This is a genomic window from Thiopseudomonas acetoxidans, from assembly GCF_030362935.1.
Lineage (GTDB): Bacteria > Pseudomonadota > Gammaproteobacteria > Pseudomonadales > Pseudomonadaceae > Thiopseudomonas > Thiopseudomonas acetoxidans.
On the sequence record NZ_JAUCDY010000005.1, the window covers coordinates 156,086 to 178,122 of the forward strand.

Consider the following 22,037-nt stretch of genomic DNA (forward strand, 5'->3'; position numbering starts at 1 on the left):
GTTACGCTTCGACAACCTATTTACTGCGCACTCTTAAATGCTTTAAGCGCGCGCAAACGCAGTAGCTCTAGCGCCTGACCCAGCTCTGCGCCACGCAATCCCTGCTCAAGTAAAGGTTTAATGGAAATGTCACGCAGTGTTTGGGCAGCCGCACGCACATAGTCCGCCTGCGGATAAGCACTCTGCTCAAAACCATAGCGCCCTTTAGCATCCATGCTGCACGCATTGGCAAAATCTTCAAGGCGCTGCGGGCGACGTATACAATCTAAGCGCATTAATAACTTTAATAATGTACTGGGCTTTAATTCGAACACTCTATGACAGTGCGTATGGTACTCGCCCACTAACAGCGCCAGCTCGGCTATATCTTTAGGCACTCGCAAACGTCGATTAATTTTCTTAATTAGCCCTACCCCCCGCGCCTCATGCCCAAGATGTCGCGGCAATACTTCTGCTGGCGTTAAACCTTTGCCGACATCGTGCAGCAAGCACGCCCAGCGTACGCTGAGGTTTTGCTGATGCAGCGCACACTGCTGCAGCACGCAGAGTACATGCAAACCTGTATCAATTTCCGGGTGGTATTCAGCCCGCTGCGGCACACCAAACAAAGCCTCCACTTCCGGCAATAACACAGCTAATGCGCCTGTATCGTGCAGCACTTGGATAAACACCTCGGGGTGCGGCTCCATCAATGCACGGGCGCACTCGTGCCAAACTCGCTCAGCCGTGAGGTGTTGTAGCTCGCCTGATTCAGCCAGCTGCCGCATTAAAGCCTGGGTTTCAGCGGCGATAGAAAATCCTAATTCAGCATAACGCGCCGCAAAACGAGCTACCCGCAGCACCCGCAAAGGGTCCTCTGCAAATGCTGGAGAAACATGGCGCAGCACGCGCGCCGCCAAGTCTTGCTGTCCGCCGTAGGGGTCAATCAACTGACCATCACCGCCCTGCGCCATCGCATTCACGGTCAAATCACGACGCATCAAGTCTTCTTCTAAACTAACCGTAGGTGCGGCATAAAAGGTAAAGCCAGCATAACCATGGCCAGTTTTACGCTCGGTGCGCGCAAGTGCGTACTCTTCTCCGGTTTGCGGATGTAAGAACACGGGGAAGTCTTCACCCACAAGGCGATATCCCTCGGCCAGCATCTGCTCAGGCGTAGCTCCCACCACCACCCAATCCGTGTCGACAACGGGGCGTCCGAGCAACTGATCCCGCACAGCTCCACCTACTTTGTAAATTTGCATAAGCTCGTGTATCACTAAAAAAAGTAGGTCAAGTTTAGCAGCAAAGCAGGTTATCTGTGTTGTTGCATGCTTAAGCCCGAATTAAGCGCAAGACTTGATTTTTCACAAAAAACCCATATAGAAACATTGTGCGCTTTTTGTACTTGGTTATTAAAAGCGCGCCCGTATTAGTATAAGTTTACGCTTAAGCTGCTAACCTAATGAGAGGCTACGATTAAGAAAAACTATCAGAGGTATTTTATCAATCAATTATGCCTAACCGATGTTTTTGCTTATTATGTGCAGTGTAAAGTTCTTAACCCAATGGAGTTTATGCAATGTCCTATATCAATAGCGAAGTAAAACCTTTTAAAGCAACCGCATTCCACAACGGTGAGTTTGTTGAAGTTACCGAAGCCGACTTGAAAGGTAAGTGGTCTGTCGTTTTCTTCTACCCTGCGGACTTCACCTTTGTTTGCCCGACTGAGTTAGGCGACCTTGCAGACAACTATGCAGAGTTCCAAAAGCTCGGCGTAGAAATCTACGCAGTCTCGACTGACACACACTTCACCCACAAAGCGTGGCACGATACTTCACCAGAGATCGGCAAAATCAACTACCCAATGATTGGCGACCCAACGGGCGCTATCACTCGCAACTTTGGCGTGATGATTGAAGAAGCAGGTCTAGCTGACCGCGGTACCTTCGTTATCGATACCGAAGGCAAGATTCAAATCGTTGAAATCAACGCTGGCGGTATTGGTCGTGATGCACAAGAGTTACTGCGCAAAGTAAAAGCGGCTCAGTACGTTGCAGCCCACCCAGGCGAAGTGTGCCCTGCGAAGTGGAAAGAAGGTGATGCAACTCTAGCTCCTTCTCTAGACCTAGTAGGTAAGATCTAAGCTGCCCGGCCCTTAGCCCTTATCTATTGCTTACTCAGTTGTGTACCAACCCGGTAAGCTTCCAACGCCTGGGCGCAATCCGTCCAGGCGTTTTATTATCAAAAATACATATTGGAGAGCCACAAATCATGTTGGACGCTAATTTAAAAACTCAGCTTCAAGCCTACCTAGAAAAGGTGACGCAGCCTTTCGAGATCGTTGCGTCCCTTGATAACAGTGCTAAGTCCACCGAATTGAAAAGCTTGCTGGAAGAAATCAGCAGTTTAAGCAACAAAATTACACTGCGTTTAGACGGCACCGATGCGCGCAAGCCATCCTTTTCTTTAAATCGTATCGGCGCGGATATGAGCCTACGCTTTGCCGGCATTCCGCTCGGCCATGAGTTCACCTCTTTGGTGCTAGCATTGCTGCAGGTTGGCGGCCACCCCTCTAAGCTAGCGCAAGAAATGATTGAACAAATTGCACAGTTAGAGGGCCGTTACGAGTTTGAAACCTACTTCTCCCTGTCATGCCAGAACTGTCCTGACGTGGTGCAAGCACTGAACCTAATGGCGGTGCTTAATCCGAATATCCGTCACGTGGCGATTGATGGCGCTTTATTCCAAGAAGAAGTGGAGCAGCGTCAGGTGATGTCAGTGCCGATGGTGTTTCTCAACGGCGAAATGTTTGGTCAAGGCCGCATGGGCGTTGAAGAAATTCTCTCCAAGCTAGATACCGGCTCTGCCGATCGCGCCGCTGAACAAATGAATGAAAAAGAACCCTTCGAGGTGCTGGTGATTGGTGGTGGTCCAGCCGGCGCAGCAGCGGCAATTTATGCCGCTCGTAAGGGTATTCGCACAGGTATCGCTGCTGAGCGTTTTGGCGGCCAAGTAATGGACACCCTGTCGATTGAAAACTTTATTTCGGTCAAAGAAACCGAGGGCCCCAAATTAGTCCGCGCCATGGAAGAACATGTACGTGAGTACGGCGTGGATATTATGAACCTACAGCGCGCCAGCCGTTTAGTGCCCGCTAGCAAAAAAGGTGGTTTACACAGCGTAGAATTTGAGTCTGGCGGCAAACTGTCAGCCAAAACCGTCATTATGGCCACCGGCGCGCGCTGGAGAGAAATGAATGTTCCCGGTGAGCAAGAATACCGCACCCGCGGCGTTGCTTACTGCCCACACTGTGATGGACCACTGTTTAAAGGCAAGCGTGTAGCCGTAATTGGTGGTGGTAACTCTGGTGTGGAAGCAGCTATTGATCTGGCCGGGATTGTCGCCAGCGTCACTCTGCTTGAGTTCGATACCAAGCTACGTGCCGATGAGGTGCTGCAAGCCAAACTCAATAGCCTGCCGAACGTTACAGTCATCAAAAACGCGCTCACCACCGAAGTAAAAGGCGACGGCAGTAAAGTGACTGCGTTAGTGTACCAAGACCGTGCCACCGAAGAGCTGCACGAGCTTGAGCTGGAAGGCATTTTTGTTCAGATAGGCTTGTTGCCTAACAGCGAATGGCTAAAAGACACCGTTGCCCTATCAGATCGTGGCGAGATTGAAATAAACGCTCAGTGCGCTACCAACATCCCCGGCATCTTTGCTTGCGGCGACGTAACCAATGTCCCTTACAAGCAAATCATCATTGCAATGGGTGAAGGTGCTAAAGCCTCGCTGAGCGCCTTTGACCATATTATTCGCACCTCATAAGCGATTTGCTGCTGATCAACTCAAAGGAAGCCTGCGGGCTTCCTTTTTTATTATTGAACAGCATAGGCTGTGAAAATCAGTTGCCCCCTTGAAACTGAAAACCTATGCCCCCACCTGTACTGGTATTGCTAAAAATTTGGAGACACCGCCTTGACCACTATTGTATCTATCCGCCGCAACGGCAAAGTCGCTATGGGCGGCGATGGCCAAGTTTCACTAGGCAATACCGTCATGAAAAGCAACGCAAAAAAAGTACGTCGCCTGTATAAAGGCGAAGTGTTGGCAGGCTTTGCTGGTGCCACGGCTGACGCTTTTACTCTTTTTGAACGTTTTGAAAGCCAACTGGAAAAACACCAAGGGCATCTGGTTCGCGCTGCCGTTGAACTGGCCAAAGATTGGCGCACCGATCGCAGCCTAAGCCGCCTTGAAGCCATGCTGGCGGTGGCTAATAAAGATGCTTCGCTGATTATTACCGGTAATGGTGATGTAGTAGAGCCTGAGCATGGCCTAATCGCCATGGGTTCCGGTGGCGGTTACGCACAGGCCGCCGCATTGGCTTTATTAGAAAACACCGATCTGAGCGCTTATGAGATTACGGAAAAAGCACTAAAAATAGCCGGCACTATCTGCGTATTCACCAATCAGACCTTAACGATCGAGCAGCAAGACTGCGCACACTAAATTTTAGGCTTTGCTCCCAATAAACATGCAAAGCTATCGGAGTTCACCATGTCCATGACCCCGCGTGAAATCGTTCACGAACTTGATCGCCATATTATTGGCCAAAACGAAGCCAAGCGTGCGGTAGCCATCGCACTGCGTAACCGCTGGCGGCGCATGCAGTTGCCCGCCGAGCTCAGAGTCGAAGTGACGCCAAAAAATATTTTAATGATTGGCCCTACCGGCGTAGGTAAAACTGAAATTGCGCGCCGCTTAGCCAAACTGGCCAATGCACCTTTTATTAAGGTAGAAGCCACCAAGTTCACTGAAGTGGGTTATGTCGGTCGCGATGTTGAGTCAATTATCCGTGATCTAGCTGACGCTTCAGTAAAAATGCTGCGTGAGCAAGAAATACAAAAAATGCAGCATCGCGCTGAAGATGCCGCCGAAGAACGCATTCTTGATGCGTTATTACCTGCGGCGCGCGAGGGTTTTGATGACAGCCCACAGCGCGGTGAAGACAGCGCCACTCGCCAACTGTTTCGCAAACGTTTACGTGAAGGCCAGCTCAATGACAAAGAAATTCACATAGAAGTTTCTGAATTGCCGACCAATGTTGAAATTATGGGTCCACCTGGCATGGAAGACATGACTAGCCAGTTGCAGAACCTGTTCTCAGGTCTGCAAAAAAACCGCAGTAAAACTAAAAAAATGCGCGTTGAAGATGCGCTCAAGCAAATTCGTGACGAAGAAGCCGCGCGCTTGGTCAATGAAGACGACCTCAAAGCACGCGCACTGGAAGCCGTTGAGCAAAACGGTATTGTTTTTATTGATGAAATAGACAAAATCGCCAAACGTGGCAACACCAGTGGCGCCGATGTTTCCCGCGAAGGAGTACAGCGTGATTTGCTGCCGCTCATTGAAGGCTGCACTGTTAATACCAAACTGGGTATGGTTAAAACCGACCATATTTTGTTTATTGCCTCAGGGGCCTTCCACATGAGCAAACCCAGCGATCTCGCACCCGAACTCCAAGGCCGCCTGCCTATACGCGTTGAGCTAAAAGCCCTCACCCCAGAGGATTTCAGACGTATTCTAAGCGAGCCGCAAGCTTCCCTAACAGAGCAATACATTGCCCTACTGGCAACTGAAGGACTCAATATCGCTTTTACCAGCGATGGTATTGAACGCATCGCGCAGATTGCTTGGCAGGTGAATGAAAAAACTGAAAACATAGGTGCGCGACGCCTGCATACTCTACTGGAGCGCTTGCTCGAAGAAATTTCTTTTGCCGCGGGTGACCTTGCTGGACAACACGCAAATGCGCCGCTGCAAATTGATACTGCCTATGTAGATAAACATCTTGCTGAGCTGGCTGAAGATGAAGATCTATCCCGCTATATTTTGTGATCAACTATGCACATACCTAAAAAAATCAAACTGGACACCGCTCAGCAGCAACTACAGCTGAGCTATGCCAACGGCGAAACCTACCAGTTACCCGCCGAGTTTTTGCGCGTGCATTCGCCTTCAGCTGAGGTACAGGGGCACGGCCATCCGATTTTGCAGCACGGCAAAGAGTTTGTTCGCTTAACCAAAGTTGAAGCAGCCGGCAATTACGCGCTTAAGCTCACCTTTGATGACGGTCATGATAGTGGGCTCTATACCTGGAGTTACCTGCATCAGCTAGGAAAAAACCAGGCGCAGATGTGGGCTGATTATCTGGAGCTGCTCGCTCAAGCAGGGAAATTCCGCGACCCCAACCAATCCACCGTCAAACTTATGGGGCTGTAAGCTCCTGCTGCTTAAGGCTTTGCTTGGTATAAACATCAAAACGATTGGCTTTGCCCAGCAGTTGATAACTGGGCGCTTGCGCAGAAATGGTCGGGGCTTTGCGCGGGCGTTTCACCACGACTCTATGGCTAGCCAATTCAAATGCAGCCTCGAGTAAGTGCGCGGCATCCAGATCGCCACCCACCAAGGGTTTGAACAGGCGCATTTCTTTTTTTACCAAAGCGCTTTTCTCGCGCTGGGGAAACATGGGATCTAAGTAAATTACTTGCGGTGGCTCGCCTTGCCAGTGACGCATAAGCTCAATAGCGTCTCCTTCCATGAGTGGCATGCGTGCGGCAATAGCCGCCGTCTGCGCATCCTGTAACGCCCGTGCTAAACCATCACGCAACAAGAGTGCAACCAGCGGATGACGTTCAATCATCTGCACTTCACAGCCCAAGCAGGCTAAAACAAAGGCATCCCGCCCAAGACCTGCTGTAGCATCTAAAATACGCGGACGAATAGCACCTAGAATACCAACGGCCTTAGCTATCATTTGTCCCGCGCCGCCGCCAAATTGGCGTCGATGCGCCAAAGCACCACCCACAAAATCCACCCGTACAGGCCCAGCGGCTTGCTCGGCCAACTCTTGCAGCTGCCAGCCCTGCTCACCTAGCTGTAGTGCAAAATCAGCCTCACCTGCGCGCGGCAGACACAGCTGTACTGCCATGGCATCGGCTTGCGCAGCAAAGGTTTCTGTTAGTGCATCAATACGAATGGAATAGGTCGCAGACATCAGGCGTAAAGGTCAAGCCCCAAGACTTGGTTCGCGTCGTTAGTATAGTCAGTGCTAAAACTCGCTGTCTGATTATAACTCGCCAAGGCTTTATTAACTTGATGTGGGAGGTTGTGTTGCTGCATAGCATCGCGCTGTTGGTATTGCTGCAGCATCGATTCATTAGAGATTTGTAGCACAGCCTTATCGCTGTCCGTGCGTACGCTACTGGAAATTCCTTCGGGCTGTTGTTCACGGGCACGCGCTTCCTGCTGACGTTGGGTGAAGTCATACACTTCACTGACATCAGGCCGGGTCGTTCGATTAGGCACATAGGCCGGAGAAAAACCATCAATGCGCATGCTGCAAGCCTCAAAAAGATGTTTACACTTTAAACAGTACAGCACATAAGCGCAATAGCGCTATGCCTTAGGAGTGGCCACTTGATCGCGCAAATAAATGGGCTGCGCTTGAGCCGCCGCTATTGCGCGTCCGTGCTGCCAATCCGCTAACGCCAAAGTCAAAATATCCTCAGCATGGGGCAGCATATCCACAACAGTACGCTTTACAGGCACATTAAGGCGTTCTGCGTAAGCCTGCCAGCCAGTACCCGCCCCTACCCACTCACCACTAGCCGTACGCGGTAACTGTGCCGCTTCAGGCGCGCACACTCGCTCTACGCCTTGCAGCTGCATACAATTATCCTGCAACTGATAACACCCCCAATACACTTCATCCATGCGCGCATCTATCGCCGCAGCAACCTGCTGTGCGCCCTGCTCTCGCCAAGCACGCTGCGCAATAGCGGCCAGATTGGATACCGGCAACACAGGACGCTCTAATGCAAAGGCCAAGCCCTGCACCACACCCACGGCAATACGCAAACCCGTAAATGCTCCGGGGCCACGGCCAAAGGCAATCGCATCAATATCGACCAAAGCGACTGAGGACGCACTGAGTAGCTCATGCATCATTGGCAGTATCCGCTGGGCATGCATACGCGGAATCACCGCATAGTCGCTAGTGATTTCGCCGTTATGCAAAAGCGCCACAGAACAGGCTTCTGTGGCGGTATCTAGGGCAAGCAAAGTCGTCATGGTGAGGCAGATTACGCCAGCGCGCTCATGACTTTAGCGGTAATCTCATCGACCGAACCAACACCAGCAATGGCGCTGTACTTAGGCGTACCCTTGTTAGCTGCTGACATCTGCTGATAAAAATCTATCAAAGGCTTGGTTTGTGTGTGATATACCTCTAGACGATGGCGTACGGTTTCTTCTTTATCGTCATCACGCTGAACCAGTTCTTCACCGGTTACATCGTCTTTATCCGCTACTTTAGGCGGGTTATAGATGACGTGATACGTACGACCTGAAGCAGCATGAGTACGACGACCTGACATGCGCTTGATAATTTCTTCGTCATCTACCGCTATCTCAACTACATGATCAATGTCCACTCCAGCTTCACGCAAGGCTTCAGCCTGCACAATGGTGCGCGGAAAACCGTCAAACAAGAAACCATTGGCGCAATCTTCAGCTTGAATACGCTCTTTAATCAGGTCGATGATAATTTCATCCGACACTAAACCACCAGTCTCCATAACGTTTTTCACTTTCAGACCCAGCGGGCTACCCGCCTTAACGGCTGCACGCAGCATATCGCCTGTAGAAATTTGTGGAATACCGAACTGTTTGGTTATGAAGCCAGCCTGAGTACCTTTACCGGCCCCGGGCGCTCCCAGCAAGATCACGCGCATTGAATGTGCTCCTCTATTATGAATAGCTTTAATTGTTGTAAGTCTGTGAATAAGTCGCCATGCGAACACGCAGAAAGCTTAAAAAATCACTGGCCTATTCAAAGCTTGCTTTAGAAACCTCTGAATAACTACCTACGTAGCTATCACTGCGTTAAAAACATACTCAAAATGCTTATTTACTCAATGTAAACTGCGCTTTTTACGTACGCTTTTGCCTTGCGCTAGCGTCCTCGGTAACGTTATTCAGCGGCTCATTTAGTAAAGTGCGGCTCTATTGTCACCGAACCTTACCCTCATGGCGGCGCTGGGCTGCCAAAAAAAGATACCAATGTACACACTAGCCTTTAGTCGCACAAGGTTTAAATGGCTTTTTGCGTTATTTCCACAAAAAACTGATGGTCAAAAGAAAGACGCTAACCCCACTGATTACTCAGCAGGGTTAGCGCTGTTGGTTCAGCTTAGCCTGTATTACGTAAGCCAGCGGCGATACCCGCCACGGTAACCAGCATGGCACGCTCAATAGCCGCACCCTGTTGATCGCCCAGTTTACGCGAGCGCTCTAGCAGTTCGACTTGCAGCAAGTGCAAGGGATCCAGGTAGGTATCGCGCACACTGATCGAAGCACGCACTATTGGATGGCGCTCCAGCAAGTGCGCTTCGCCGGTCAACGTCAGTACTTGTTCTACAGCCTGCTGCAAATGCGCGTAAAGTTTTTCACCTAACGGGCGTAGTTTTGGCTCAACTAAGCGCTCGTCATACAAACGGGCAATGCCTGAGTCCGCTTTGAGCAGTACCATCTCCAACATATCGATACGCGCACGGAAGAACGGCCACTGATCACGCATTTGGTTGAGCAGTTCTCCTTCACCCCGTGCTCGGGCATTAGTCAGCGCGGTTTCCCAGCCTAACCAAGCGGGCAACATCAAACGGGTTTGTGTCCACGCGAAAATCCAAGGAATCGCACGCAGGCTTTCAATGCCTCCAGTACGGCGGCGCGCTGGGCGACTGCCTAACGGCAAACGCCCTAACTCTTGCTCAGGAGTCGCTTGACGGAAATAATCCACAAACTGCGGCTCGTCACGCACTACTTGGCGATAGCCCTGTAATCCGTCGGCAGCCATGCGATCCATCACCGCACGCCACTCGGGTTTAGGCGCTACCGGTGGCAGGTAAGTTGCTTCCAGCACCGCTGCCAGATACAGATTAATGTTTTGCACAGCCACATCTGGCATACCGTATTTAAAGCGGATGACCTCGCCCTGCTCGGTAGTACGGAAACGTCCTGCGACCGAGCCAGGCGGCTGCGACAAAATCGCTTCATGCGCTGGACCGCCACCACGCCCAACTGTACCGCCACGGCCATGGAACAACAGCAGTTCGACGCCCTGTTCAGCACAGACCTTAACCAGCTCTTCCTGCGCGCGATATTGCGCCCAAGCCGCTGCGGTGGTGCCGGCGTCTTTGGCTGAGTCCGAGTAACCAATCATCACTTCCTGCGGCCCTACTAAGCGCTGGCGGTAGTCATCAAGGCTTAACAACTGGCGAATAGCTTCAGCGGCGTTATCCAAGTCATCTAGGGTTTCAAACAAAGGCGCAATACGCATGGTGCGGCGTACACCCGCTTCTTTTAATAACAGTTTGACCGCCAACACATCGGAAGGATTGGACGCCATGGAAATCACATAGGTACCCATGGAGGCCATCGGCGCACGGGCTATCACTTTACAGGTGTCCAGCACTTCTTGGGTGTCGGCACTGGGCGCAAAGTCCGCGGACAACAATGGCCGCTTGTTATTTAACTCTTTGAGTAAAAACGCTTGGCGTTGCGCTTCCGTCCATTCTTGATAAGCACCTAAACCCAGCCACTGAGTAATTTCGTCCATCGCCGAGGTGTGCCGTGCGGCATCTTGACGAATATCCATGCGCACCAACGACAAACCAAAGGTGGTCACGCGACGGATGCAGTCGAGCAAATCACCATCTGCCACATTGCCCATACCGCTGTCATGCAAAGAGCGATGGCACAGCAGCAGCGGCTCTAACAGCTCGTTTTGGTCGTGAATAATGTTGGCCGGTAAAGGCAGGTTATTGGTAATGGCGTCTAACAACTCAGCACGAGTATAACGCAAGCGCGCCCGTAATTTTTTTAACACCACACGATAAGGCTCGTCACTTGCGCCAGCAACGGCTAACAATTCGGCGCTGGCGTTTTGCATGGATAATTCAGACGTGAGCTTGGAGATATCGCGCAAATACAAGTCAGCGGCAATCCAGCGCGCCAGTCGCAACACGTGACTGGTTACTTTAGCGGTCACATTCGGATTGCCATCACGGTCACCGCCCATCCACGAGGCAAAACGTATCGGGGTAGCTGTCAGCGGCAGCGGATCTGCGCCCGCCTCGCGCAAGGTGTTGTCGACATGACGCAACACATTGGGAATGGCGTACCAGAGTGAGCGTTCAATCACAGCAAAACCCCAGCGCGCTTCGTCCTGCGGCACCGGCTGGCTGCTACGAATCTCGTTGGTGTACCACACCTCAGTAATCAGCGTACGCAACTTGTTGACGATGGTATCGCGTTCGGTTTGGCTTAAGTCTTGGTGATCCAGTTTGCCTAACTGCTGTGCAATGTAGTCATACTTCATAATCAGCGTGCGGCGCGACACTTCGGTTGGGTGTGCGGTCAGTACCAACTCCACATCCAGCTCAGCCACGGCCTTGGCTAAGGCCTGCGGCGACTCACCCTGCGCCTTTAAACGCTCCAACACCTGCGCCAGCATTTGATTTTCAAAAGCCGGTGTTTCATCGTCACGGCGGCGACGCATCAGATGGTATTGATCAGCAATGTTGGCCAAATTTAGAAACTGGCTAAACCCACGGGCAACTGGCAAGAGCTCGTCTTCGGCCAAGTTTTCCAGGGTCGCTTCAAGCTGCTGCCGTCCTTCTTGCGAGCCACGTCTAGCGGCCTTGGCACCGGTACGAATCAGCTCGATCTTCTCTAAAAATTCGCTACCCCGCTGCTCTGCCATGGTGTTACCCAGCAAAGTACCCAGCAGGTTAACATTATCGCGCAAACGCTGATCAATTTGTGTCATGACTTTTCTCCGCAGTTCATACTTTGTTTACAACTGACAGCGCACTACACGCTTTTTGTCGTCGACCAACACACCGGTTAAACCCTGCTTGTTATTGTCGAATAACACCAAGAAACCTTCGATACAGTGTGCCGTTTGCTCGGCTGGTTTTAGCGTTAAGCGATAGTCTTCACCTTCAATCGTTTTTAGCATGGTGTACTCAGCCAGCAATAAGGCGTCTTCCGGTTTGGATACATGTAAATAACCATAGTGACTGAGAGTAAAGACTGTTACTAGCAGCGTGCCTATAGCTGTAGCGATTAAATGTAGTGGGTTTACTTTTTCCATTTCAACTCCTTAAACAACAAAAAGGCGAGTCTAGCCCGCCTTTGTTTAGCTGGTAATTAATGCTCTGGGCGCATATGCGGAAATAAAATCACATCGCGAATCGAGGCTGAATCCGTTAGCAACATAACTAAACGATCGATACCAATCCCCTCGCCCGCAGTCGGCGGCATGCCGTACTCCAGCGCGCGGACAAAGTCAGCATCGTAGTGCATGGCTTCGTCATCGCCAGCTTCTTTATCCGCCATTTGCGCTAAGAAGCGCTCGGCCTGATCTTCAGCGTCATTAAGCTCCGAGTACGCATTGGCAATTTCACGGCCACCAATAAACAACTCAAAACGGTCGGTGACGTTAGGATTGTCATCGTTACGACGCGCCAGCGGTGACACTTCAAAAGGGTATTGGGTGATAAAAGTTGGCTGCTCAAGCAGGTGCTCGACAGTTTCTTCAAAAATCATTGTTTGCAGCTTACCTAAGCCCTCAAAGCCCAATACCGGTGCGCCGTGCTTTTTCGCCAACGCGCGCGCCTTGTCGATATCTTGCAAATCCTCTGCGCTAATCTCTGGATTGTACTTAAGGATCGAGTCAAACAGGCTCAAACGAATAAAGGGCTCACCAAAATGAAATACTTTGCCCTGATACGGCACATCGGTGCTGCCTAACACGGTTTGCGCTAAACCACGAAACAACTCCTCGGTGAGATCCATGTTGTCTTTGTAGTCCGCATAGGCCTGGTAAAACTCGAGCATGGTAAATTCTGGGTTGTGACGCGTCGAGACCCCTTCGTTACGGAAATTACGGTTAATCTCGAACACTTTTTCAAAGCCACCGACCACCAAACGTTTCAAGTACAGCTCAGGCGCGATACGCAAATACATGGGTAAATCCAAAGCGTTGTGGTGCGTTTCAAACGGCTTAGCTGCCGCGCCGCCAGGAATGGTTTGCAGCATGGGCGTTTCGACTTCCAAAAACCCACGCTCGGTTAGAAAGTTACGAATATAGCTAATCACTTGCGAGCGCACGCGGAAAGTATTGCGTACCTCATCGTTCACAATCAGGTCCACATAGCGCTGACGATAACGCTGCTCTGTATCTGTCAGACCATGGTGTTTGTCCGGCAATGGACGCAAGGCTTTGGTCAGCAGCTGCACCGCGCTCATATGTACATAGAGATCGCCTTTACCTGAGCGCGCCAGTGTGCCTTGCGCACCGATGATATCGCCCAAGTCCCAGGTTTTAATATCCGCAAGAACCTCTTCTGGCAGGCCTTTACGATCGACATAGACCTGTAAACGACCACTGCTGTCCTGCAGCACCATAAAGGGGCCACGGTTGAGCATAATGCGCCCCGCAATTTTGACCGGGATTTGCTTTTCTTCCAGCTCATCTTTACTCGCCTCGGCGTAGTCACGCTGGATATCAGCGCAGGCGTGTTCTGGGCGAAAATCATTAGGGAAAGCATTGCCTTTAGCACGCTGCGCGGCGAGCTTTGCTTTGCGCAGGGCAATCAGGCGGTTTTCTTCTTCGTGGAGTTCTTCTTGGGTTTGCGGTTGTTCGCTCATAATTTTTCCAGTTTTATTTGTTTGGTGTGGCAAGCTTGGGTGCAACTCTGTTCTGTATAGCCGCTAATCCAGGTATTCGCGGCAGCTGCTACAGGTGGTGTTCTTTTTAAAGCCCCTGCTTTAAGCTCGCCTCTAAAAACTCATTGATATCGCCATCCAGCACGGCGTCGCAGTTACTGTTTTCCACATTGGTACGCAGATCTTTAATGCGTGACTGATCCAGTACGTAAGAACGAATCTGATGCCCCCAGCCTATATCCGACTTGCTGTCCTCTAAGGCCTGTGAAGCCGCATTACGCTTTTGCAACTCCAACTCATACAGCTTGGCGCGCAGCATTTTCATCGCTTGGTCACGGTTAGCATGCTGTGAACGCTCGTTCTGACAGGAGACCACGGTATTGGTTGGTACGTGAGTAATACGCACAGCAGAATCTGTGGTGTTAACGTGCTGCCCACCCGCACCTGATGAGCGATACGTATCAATACGCAAATCAGCGGGGTTGATCTCAATCTCAATATTGTCATCAATTTCTGGGGAGACAAACACCGCGGTAAATGAGGTATGGCGTCGGTTACCTGAGTCAAACGGGCTTTTACGTACCAGTCGATGCACACCAGTTTCGGTACGCAGCCAACCAAAGGCGTACTCACCCTTGATATGCAGGGTCGCACCTTTAATGCCAGCCACTTCACCGGCAGATAGCTCCATAATGGTGGCCTCGAAACCGTTGTGATCCGCCCAGCGCAAATACATACGCAACAGAATATTTGCCCAGTCTTGCGCTTCTGTACCGCCCGATCCGGCTTGGATATCCAGATAGGCATTGTTGGCATCCATTTCTCCGCTAAACATACGGCGAAATTCAAGTTTGCTCAGAATGTCTTCCAGACGTGCCACCTCTAGGCGCACATCCTCTACGGCTGCTTCATCGTTCTCTTCAACGGCCATTTCAAGCAGCTCAGGCGCATCAGTTAAACCACTAGAAAGCTCATCTAGGGTTTCAATAATTTGCGCCAGCTGCGATCGCTCACGACCTAAGTTTTGCGCATAGTCTGGATTACTCCAGATATCGGGGTCTTCCAGCTCACGCTCGACTTCGACTAAACGTTCACGTTTATTATCGTAGTCAAAGATACCCCCGAATAGTCTGGGTACGCTCGCTTAAGTCAGCGATGTTTTGATAAATAGGATTAACTTCCATTGATATTGCTCATGTGTATCAAAAAATTAAAGGCAAAATTATACGTGAACTTATGCAACACTGCAGAAATTCTTAAAACACGATGCTGCATTTTTTGCCGTGCTGTTTACAGCCTGCACTCACCACACTTAGGGAGTTGCTGAAATAATGTTGCCTAGCCCTGACAACGCAGGTAATTAGTCAGGTCTCCCTAACCCACAGCAATAAGATGCTCCACCAACAACTGCAGGTTTTGTTTGCCGCGAAACTCGTTCACATCTAACCGGTACGCCAGATCCGCGTATTGAATATTAGGATTAGGCCACTGCTCCAGATCCACATTAAACGCAATCGCATCAACGTCGATGCGGGTCGTTTCATTATGTAGAACCATTTTCAAATGCCGCTCACCGACCAGACGCTGCTGCATTAATTTAAACCGTCCATGAAAGCTAGGCTCCGGAAACTGCTGCCCCCAAGGCCCCGCCAACCTAAGCTGCTGGGCTAATTCTAAAGCAAATTCGCCAGCAGCCAACTCACCATCCGTCACGCAAATACCCGCCAATTCATCCTCGGTCAAGCAGGCGCGCACCTGCGCATCAAACGCCTGCACAAACTGCGCATAATCCGCTTGCGCAATGGTCAATCCAGCCGCCATCGCATGACCACCAAACTTACGAATTAGCTGCGGATTTTGCGCATCAATCGCGGCTAGCGCATCACGAATATGCAGACCTGCTACAGAACGCGCTGAACCTTTAAGACTGCCATCACCAGCATCGGCAAAGGCAATCACCGGCCTGTGGTAACGCTCCTTAAGCCGCGAAGCCAAAATCCCAGTCACGCCTTGATGCCAGTCCTGCTCATACACACAGATACCAAAGGGTAGGTTATCCTCAGGCAAGTCTTGCAGTTGCTCTAGCGCCTCACGCTGCATGTTTTGCTCGGTACGTTTACGCTCAGCATTTAAACTGTCCAGCTGTTGCGCCAACAACAACGCCTGACTTTCATCCTCGGCCAACAGACACTCAATACCGATACTCATATCGTCCATGCGTCCAGCAGCATTTAAGCGCGGACCCACGATAAAACCCAAATCCATCGCCACCATATTAGCCAGCTGTCGCCGCCCCACCTCAGCAATGGCTTTAATGCCGGGGCGTGCATGACCCGCACGAATTCTTGCCAAGCCCTGCTGTACCAGTCGGCGGTTATTAGCGTCCAACGGAACCACATCCGCTACCGTGCCTAGCGCTACTAAGTCGAGCAACTGCGCCAAATTAGGCTCCGCGCCAGCAAAGCTATTTAACTCACGCATACGCGCACGCAGAGCGAGCAGCACATAAAAAATTACGCCGACTCCCGCCAAAGCTTTACTGGGGAAACTGCAACCGGGCTGATTGGGATTGACGATGGCATCGGCAACAGGCAACACCTCGCCCGGCAGGTGATGATCAGTAATGAGCACGCGCATACCCAAGCTTTTCGCAAGCTGCACGCCATCGATACTGGAGATGCCATTATCCACGGTAATAATAAGATCAGGCGCCAACTGTTGCGCTTGCTCGACTATGCCCACGCTTAAGCCATAACCATAATCAAAACGGTTGGGCACCAAATAATCAACCTGCGTCGCGCCCAGCATACGCAAACCCAGCACACCTACCGCCGTAGCCGTTGCTCCATCGGCATCAAAGTCGCCGATGATTAAAATCCGTTGCTGCTCAACAATGGCTTGCAGCAGCAAAGCCACAGCATCGGGTATGCCTTTTAACTGCTCATAAGAGAGTAAATACTTAAGACTGTTATCAAGCTCCTGCGCGCAGCTCACGCCACGGGCGGCATAGATACGTTGCAACAAGGGAGGAAGGGAGCCTAGCTCGGGCAATTTTTCAGGGACAAACCTTTGTTTTATAAGCATATTAACTTCAATTAAATCTCAGAAACTCGAACTCAGTTCATAACGGCGTGCATTACACACAATCATGGTATAAATCCATGGCAATACTGAGGTATGCTAGCGCAATTAAGTGATTGAGTTCTCTTTTTAACCAGCAGCACCTAACTCCGTTACTCATACAGCTGCTTTTAGCAGTAGATTACAGATAGCATAAAGCCTCTAATTTTTTCGCCTCAGTCTTGAACCCATAATGAATTTTTTGAAACGTATTTTTTTAGGCATAACACTTGCCCTGTTTAGTTTATCCGCGCAAGTTAGTTTATCCGCGCAAGCCGAAAACTACGATAGCCCTATGCTGATCGACACCCCAGCGCGAACCTGCACGCTCAATCACGACAATTCAAATCTTACCAACGCCCTAGCTTACTGTGTCCAGCTAGCTGAGCTAGGTTACGATTACGCGCAATACGAACTGGGTAATTACTGGTATAACGGCGTACTCACCGAACAAAACTACAGCGAAGCCATTCGCTGGTATAGCCAAGCCTCAATGCAAGGCCACGCACAGGCTCAGCTTCGTCTCGGCCTGATGTACGCCAAAGGCCAAGGCACGGCAGTCAATAAAGCCCAGGCCTTTATTATTTTAAAAATGGCAGCCATTAACGGCTCCGATGAAGCTTACAATGAAGCCGACCGCTTAATTTTGGATATGGAAGCCCAAGAGTTAGAGCTTGCCAATCAAGTGCTATCACAGATTTTCCGTAAGTATTTACAAGACATCCAAGACCACAACCTTGAGCAACTTACTAACCCCTAAGGCATTAGACGAATCATGCGTTATTGGCTTTCTATTCTGCTGTTATTTTTGCCCCTTGGCTTAAGCAATGCACAGGCTGAAGAGAGCACGCAAGAGGGCGAAAATCTAGAAGTCGAAGCCGTGGAAGCGGTTGAGATTGAACGACCCGCTCTTAATAGCCGTAGTCAACTTGCTGCGCAGCAATTTCGCACCATTTTTCCCGAACAACTCATTGAAATCCCCGGCACGACCAATCACTATTCAGCCCTTTACTTGCCCGCCAACGCCAAAACAGCCAAAGGCTTGATTGTGTTCGTACCGGGATTACTGGAAACGGCTGACTCTGCAACCAATATCGCTCAACTGCGCCGGGCTGTGACCGACAAAGGCTGGCACAGCTTAAGCTTAAACCTACCCGACCCCGAACCTGAACTACTGCGCATTGAAAGCACACCCATCGTCCTATCTGATACGCATTTTGAGACTGAGACTGAGACTGCGGACAATGAGAATCCTGATCAAGCGCAAGAGCCCGCTGCAGACGCTGTCAGCGACCCTTTCCTAGACAACGACAACGCCACCATAAGCACAGACGAAACCATTACAGACCTAGCTGCCGAATCCACGGCAGTAGACTATGCTGATACTATCGCAGAGGTGCTAAATGCAACTCTTGCATACATAGAAACCCAGCAAGCTAAAAAACTGATATTTATTGCACAACACGAAGGCGCTTATTGGCTGCTTGATTACTTAACCACACATAAAACCCAGCCAATTAACGCACTATTACTCATTAACCCCCGCTACCCGGAACAAAAAACCCGTAAGTTTTCATCCTTTATTAGCGAGTTAGATATAACAATGGTTGATTTTTATTCCACGTCTTTAACCGCTCCAGCCACTGAAGCGGTCAGTGAAGCTAAAGAGCGCCTTAATGCCAGTAAACGCAAAGAAACAAGTGACTTTCAGCAATTTAAAATTAATGCCAGCGGCAAAAAACTCGCACAGAAGCAAACTCAAACTAAAGTTCTAGGCTGGCTGCATCGTTATCAGCAATAAATAAGGCATAAAACAAAAACTTGATAACTAGAGCCGTTTCTTTGTTATAGATCACTTGATTTTTTAGACTAAATGGCTTTTTCTTAGCACCATGCAAAAGGCAAAGCATAACAGTATGCTTGATACTTAATACGGCGCTTACCCCGCAGATTTACACATCAAATAAAAATGGATATTTTTTCTATGCGTGCACTAATTTTTATTGCTATCTCTATTTTCGTTAGTACCAGTTACGCTCAGCAACAAGAAGCTCTAGACAGGTTAAACGTCATTATGACCAATCCTGAATCAACTCAAAAAGCCTATGCGGCTGGCGAAGAACGCATTACGCTGTGTGGGTACTGTCACGGAAAGGATGGTAATAGCACGCGCTCACACATCCCGAATCTGGCCGAGCAAACCCCAGTTTATCTTTTTACCGCTTTTGAAAAATTCGCTTCAGGCGAGCGTGAAGACTTCGTTATGTCCAAAGCTGCCGGCATGCTCAGCCTTGAAGACCGAGTCAATATTGCCCTGTTTTACAGCATGCAGAAAGTTAAGCAAAAAGATGAGCTAGACCCCTCTTTGCACGATTTGGGTAAGGCTAAGTTCAATCAAATCTGCACCGTCTGTCACGGCAATAATGGCGAAGGCAATGACGAAATGCCTCGCCTTGCAGGTCAGCCGGCAGAATATATACGTCAAACACTGACATTATTCCGTGCAGGCGGCAAGCATCGCCCCGGCTCTCTCATGATCCCCATCGCTAAGCAGCTAAGCGATGCTGACATCAACGCTCTAGCCAGTTATGTGCAAGGTCTGAATCCCTAACCACCTACGACCGGTAGTGCCTGCGCAATACTGCGTAGGCTTTGTGCAGCTCTTGCGTTATATCATTCGCCCGCTCGATCTGCTGCTTTGAAGCCCCTGCCCCTATGAGCTTATCGGGATGGTTTTCGCTTAACAATCGCCGGTATGCACGCTGAACATGCGTAAAGTTATTCGTTGCAGCAGGCAAACCCAAAGTAGCCAGAGCCTGACCTAACTCAGTTAGTTTTACAGCTGGCTTAGTGCTCTGTGCCTGTGACGGCTTAGCCTGTAACTCAAGCTCAACTAAGCGCGCCTGCTTCACCCCTAACCATTTCGCACAGTATTCTAGCGTCTTTCGTTGCAAGGGACTTACCTTGCGCTCTGACCAAACCACTCGCCAAGCACTTAACAAGAGCTGCTCGGCTTTCTGCCCCTTAAAACACGCCTGCAAACTAGCACGCAGATCGGTGAGCTGTACCGTTTTGCCTTGTGAAAACGCCGTGACTGCCGCTTGGTATTTATACCCTTCCAATCCTAAACGACGCATTTCTATGCGTGCTTGCTGGATATGTGCCGGCAGCACGCGCCCATTAAGTTTAGCCAGATAGCCCAACAGCATAAATTGGCTGTGCTCAGCCGAATACAAAACCGGCTGGCGGATTAATTTTTGCCGCAAGGTTGACCAGCTGGCAATAGCTAAATAGCGGTCCACTAAAGCACCCAATACCAAGCCCAAAAGAGCACCCGGAATACTGGCTATTAACAAACCCAGCGCTGTAGCCACTATGGTTACCGGCCAAATCATTAAGAACTCGCTACTAATTCTGCATGCTGGAGACGCTCAGGTGTGCCGACATCGACCCAAGCCCCAACAAAATGCTCACCCGACACCATGCCGTTCAACATGGCCTCTCGCAATAAGGGTGCCAATTTAAAAGCCCCTGCAGCACACCCCTTAAATAATTGCGGACTTAATACAGCAATGCCGCTATAGGTTAATTTCGGCGCGCCTTCTGGTGAAAGCATCGCATCTGTTATGGCAAAATCACCCTGCGTATGGTGTGCTGGATTATCTACCATCACCAAATGCGCCAAACCGGTTAAGGGTTTGCGCAACTGACTAAAATCATAGTCAGTCCAAACATCGGCGTTAACTACTAGAAAAGGCTCCTCACCCAGCATGGGTAGCGCCTGAAAGATTCCTCCGCCCGTTTCTAGTGGGGCAACTTCTGGCGAATACTGAATCTTCACGCCATAGTCTTTGCCGTCCGCCAAGGCAGACTCAATTTGCTCACCCAGCCAAGCATGATTGATCACCAGCTCACGAAAGCCCGCCGCTGCCAATTTAACAATCTGATGCTCGATTAAAGACCTACCCGCCACTTTCAGTAGGGGTTTTGGCGTATGCAGGGTGAGCGGACGCATACGTTCACCCTTACCTGCAGCAAGAATCATCGCTTTCATTGACCACGTCCTTGGATAGGTAAAGAGTCCAGCAAATAGCCCAGTTCAGCCAGTTCTGGATAACGCTCGATCACGGGCTCAATATAATTAAAGAAGCGCGGCACATCGGCTAAGTAACGGGGCTTACCGTCACGATGGCAGATTCGCGCAAATATGCCTATTACTTTTAAGTGTCGCTGCAACCCCATCAAATCGCAATCTCGGCGAAACTGTTTGAAATCCTTTGACACAGCAATTCCCTGCTCTTTTGCGCTAGCCCAATACTGTTCAAGCCAACGACTTACTTTGTCTTCCGGCCAACTGATAAAAGCATCTTTAAACAGACTGATTACGTCATAACTAATAGGCCCGATAACGGCATCCTGAAAATCGATCAATGCCGGATTAGGTTGGCTACACATCAAATTGCGTGGCATAAAATCACGGTGCACAAAAACCTTTTCTTGCGCTAACGCTGACTCAATCAAACGCTCAGTCACATTGTCCCACCATTGCTGTTGCTGAGCGCTAAAGGTTAAACCTAACTCATGCGCCACATACCATTGAGGGAACAACTCCAGCTCTCGACGCAGCAAAGCTTCATCGTAGCTAGGCAAACTCAGGGCATTGGTATCTATTTTTTGCATTTGCAACAATGTCTGTAGCGCCTGCGTGAAGAGCGCATCAGCCTGTTCGAGATGACTGGCATCGGCTTGCCAATATTCAAGCCAGTTTTGTGTACCCAGATCAGTGAGCGCTAAAAAACCCTGTTCCAAATCGTGCGCCAATACTACCGGCGCGTGCAAACCCGCACTCAACAGCAACTGCGATATTTGCACAAAAGGCAGGCTATTTTCATGGGTTGGCGGCGCATCCATCAAAATCAAGCTCTGTGCGCCCACATGCCAACGAAAGTAACGCCTAAAGCTGGCATCACTACTGGCACTGGTAAACTGACCTTGCGGTAACTCCTCTTGATTTAGTTTGTGTGCAATTTCAGTCTTTTGCTTATCGAACCACTGCAGCAGAGCTAAAAAGCGGCTATCTTTTACTTCTGTATGCTGATCTAGCATAGTGTTTTCTCCAAAGGTGCTAGCCGTCAAGGAAG

At 50.1% G+C, this 22,037-nt stretch carries 21 protein-coding genes; 8 read left to right on the forward strand and 13 right to left on the reverse strand.

The window, feature by feature from the left end; genetic code table 11:
- Positions 1 to 20 precede the first annotated feature (20 nt).
- Positions 21 to 1,244, reverse strand: a complete 1,224-nt coding sequence (locus QEZ41_RS06055) for a multifunctional CCA addition/repair protein (protein WP_289410501.1) — start codon at positions 1,242 to 1,244, stop codon at positions 21 to 23.
- Between the two features lie 317 nt (positions 1,245 to 1,561).
- Here QEZ41_RS06055 and ahpC point away from each other — a divergent pair, with 317 nt between their 5' ends.
- From ahpC to QEZ41_RS06080, 5 genes are all read left to right on the forward strand, one after another.
- A complete protein-coding gene (gene ahpC / locus QEZ41_RS06060) occupies positions 1,562 to 2,125 on the forward strand; it encodes an alkyl hydroperoxide reductase subunit C (RefSeq protein WP_289410502.1) in 564 nt (187 codons plus the stop codon).
- A 128-nt stretch (positions 2,126 to 2,253) separates the two neighbouring features.
- The gene (ahpF, locus tag QEZ41_RS06065) at positions 2,254 to 3,810 is read left to right on the forward strand and encodes an alkyl hydroperoxide reductase subunit F (RefSeq protein ID WP_289410503.1); all 1,557 of its coding nucleotides are present in this window, start codon (positions 2,254 to 2,256) and stop codon (positions 3,808 to 3,810) included.
- Positions 3,811 to 3,960: 150 nt separating this feature from the next.
- Positions 3,961 to 4,491, forward strand: a complete 531-nt coding sequence (gene hslV / locus QEZ41_RS06070; RefSeq protein WP_289410504.1) for an ATP-dependent protease subunit HslV — start codon at positions 3,961 to 3,963, stop codon at positions 4,489 to 4,491.
- Positions 4,492 to 4,539: 48 nt separating this feature from the next.
- Positions 4,540 to 5,880, forward strand: coding sequence for an ATP-dependent protease ATPase subunit HslU (gene hslU / locus QEZ41_RS06075; protein WP_289410505.1), 1,341 nt, complete (start codon positions 4,540 to 4,542; stop codon positions 5,878 to 5,880).
- A 6-nt stretch (positions 5,881 to 5,886) separates the two neighbouring features.
- Positions 5,887 to 6,264, forward strand: coding sequence for a gamma-butyrobetaine hydroxylase family protein (locus tag QEZ41_RS06080; protein WP_289410506.1), 378 nt, complete (start codon positions 5,887 to 5,889; stop codon positions 6,262 to 6,264).
- On the opposite strand, the gene QEZ41_RS06085 is transcribed toward QEZ41_RS06080, so the two are convergent.
- The 9 genes from QEZ41_RS06085 to recJ all read right to left on the reverse strand — a co-directional run bounded on the left by QEZ41_RS06085 (position 6,251) and on the right by recJ (position 16,860).
- Positions 6,251 to 7,039, reverse strand: a complete 789-nt coding sequence (locus tag QEZ41_RS06085; RefSeq protein ID WP_289410507.1) for a class I SAM-dependent methyltransferase — start codon at positions 7,037 to 7,039, stop codon at positions 6,251 to 6,253. The genes QEZ41_RS06080 and QEZ41_RS06085 overlap by 14 nt on opposite strands.
- Entirely contained in the window at positions 7,039 to 7,380 is a 342-nt protein-coding gene (locus QEZ41_RS06090) for a hypothetical protein (protein ID WP_289410508.1), read from the reverse strand. Before QEZ41_RS06090 ends, QEZ41_RS06085 begins: the two co-directional genes overlap by 1 nt.
- A 60-nt stretch (positions 7,381 to 7,440) precedes the next feature.
- Positions 7,441 to 8,115, reverse strand: a complete 675-nt coding sequence (gene tsaB, locus QEZ41_RS06095; RefSeq protein ID WP_289410509.1) for a tRNA (adenosine(37)-N6)-threonylcarbamoyltransferase complex dimerization subunit type 1 TsaB — start codon at positions 8,113 to 8,115, stop codon at positions 7,441 to 7,443.
- An 11-nt stretch (positions 8,116 to 8,126) separates the two neighbouring features.
- Entirely contained in the window at positions 8,127 to 8,777 is a 651-nt protein-coding gene (adk, locus tag QEZ41_RS06100) for an adenylate kinase (RefSeq protein ID WP_289410510.1), read from the reverse strand.
- A 458-nt stretch (positions 8,778 to 9,235) separates the two neighbouring features.
- A complete protein-coding gene (gene ppc, locus QEZ41_RS06105; RefSeq protein ID WP_289410511.1) occupies positions 9,236 to 11,872 on the reverse strand; it encodes a phosphoenolpyruvate carboxylase in 2,637 nt (878 codons plus the stop codon).
- A 27-nt stretch (positions 11,873 to 11,899) separates the two neighbouring features.
- Positions 11,900 to 12,199, reverse strand: coding sequence for a PA3694 family proteiin (locus tag QEZ41_RS06110; RefSeq protein WP_289410512.1), 300 nt, complete (start codon positions 12,197 to 12,199; stop codon positions 11,900 to 11,902).
- 56 nt (positions 12,200 to 12,255) lie between these two features.
- Positions 12,256 to 13,758, reverse strand: a complete 1,503-nt coding sequence (lysS, locus tag QEZ41_RS06115) for a lysine--tRNA ligase (RefSeq protein ID WP_289410513.1) — start codon at positions 13,756 to 13,758, stop codon at positions 12,256 to 12,258.
- 106 nt (positions 13,759 to 13,864) lie between these two features.
- A protein-coding gene (gene prfB, locus QEZ41_RS06120; protein WP_289410514.1) for a peptide chain release factor 2 occupies positions 13,865 to 14,960 on the reverse strand; the annotation gives its coding sequence in 2 pieces (ribosomal slippage) (positions 13,865 to 14,887 and positions 14,889 to 14,960; 1,095 coding nt in all).
- A 190-nt stretch (positions 14,961 to 15,150) separates the two neighbouring features.
- Complete coding sequence (gene recJ, locus QEZ41_RS06125; RefSeq protein ID WP_289410515.1) at positions 15,151 to 16,860, reverse strand: single-stranded-DNA-specific exonuclease RecJ; 1,710 nt, start codon at positions 16,858 to 16,860, stop codon at positions 15,151 to 15,153.
- Positions 16,861 to 17,089: 229 nt separating this feature from the next.
- Between recJ and QEZ41_RS06130 the strand changes: the two genes are divergently transcribed.
- From QEZ41_RS06130 to QEZ41_RS06140, 3 genes are all read left to right on the forward strand, one after another.
- A complete protein-coding gene (locus QEZ41_RS06130; RefSeq protein ID WP_289410516.1) occupies positions 17,090 to 17,656 on the forward strand; it encodes a tetratricopeptide repeat protein in 567 nt (188 codons plus the stop codon).
- Between the two features lie 15 nt (positions 17,657 to 17,671).
- The gene (locus tag QEZ41_RS06135) at positions 17,672 to 18,697 is read left to right on the forward strand and encodes a DUF3530 family protein (RefSeq protein ID WP_289410517.1); all 1,026 of its coding nucleotides are present in this window, start codon (positions 17,672 to 17,674) and stop codon (positions 18,695 to 18,697) included.
- A gap of 183 nt (positions 18,698 to 18,880) precedes the next feature.
- Positions 18,881 to 19,507 carry a c-type cytochrome gene (locus tag QEZ41_RS06140; RefSeq protein ID WP_289410518.1) on the forward strand — a complete coding sequence of 209 codons (627 nt, stop codon included), beginning with the start codon at positions 18,881 to 18,883 and terminating at the stop codon, positions 19,505 to 19,507.
- 4 nt (positions 19,508 to 19,511) lie between these two features.
- On the opposite strand, the gene QEZ41_RS06145 is transcribed toward QEZ41_RS06140, so the two are convergent.
- The 3 genes from QEZ41_RS06145 to QEZ41_RS06155 are packed head-to-tail and all read right to left on the reverse strand — an operon-like array spanning position 19,512 to position 22,002.
- A complete protein-coding gene (locus QEZ41_RS06145) occupies positions 19,512 to 20,291 on the reverse strand; it encodes a co-chaperone DjlA (RefSeq protein WP_289410519.1) in 780 nt (259 codons plus the stop codon).
- The gene (gene murU, locus QEZ41_RS06150) at positions 20,291 to 20,950 is read right to left on the reverse strand and encodes an N-acetylmuramate alpha-1-phosphate uridylyltransferase MurU (protein WP_289410520.1); all 660 of its coding nucleotides are present in this window, start codon (positions 20,948 to 20,950) and stop codon (positions 20,291 to 20,293) included. The genes QEZ41_RS06145 and murU overlap by 1 nt, the downstream gene beginning before the upstream one ends.
- On the reverse strand, positions 20,947 to 22,002 hold the full coding sequence (locus tag QEZ41_RS06155; protein WP_289410521.1) for an aminoglycoside phosphotransferase family protein: 1,056 nt from the start codon (positions 22,000 to 22,002) through the stop codon (positions 20,947 to 20,949). Before QEZ41_RS06155 ends, murU begins: the two co-directional genes overlap by 4 nt.
- Between the last annotated feature and the right edge of the window lie 35 nt (positions 22,003 to 22,037).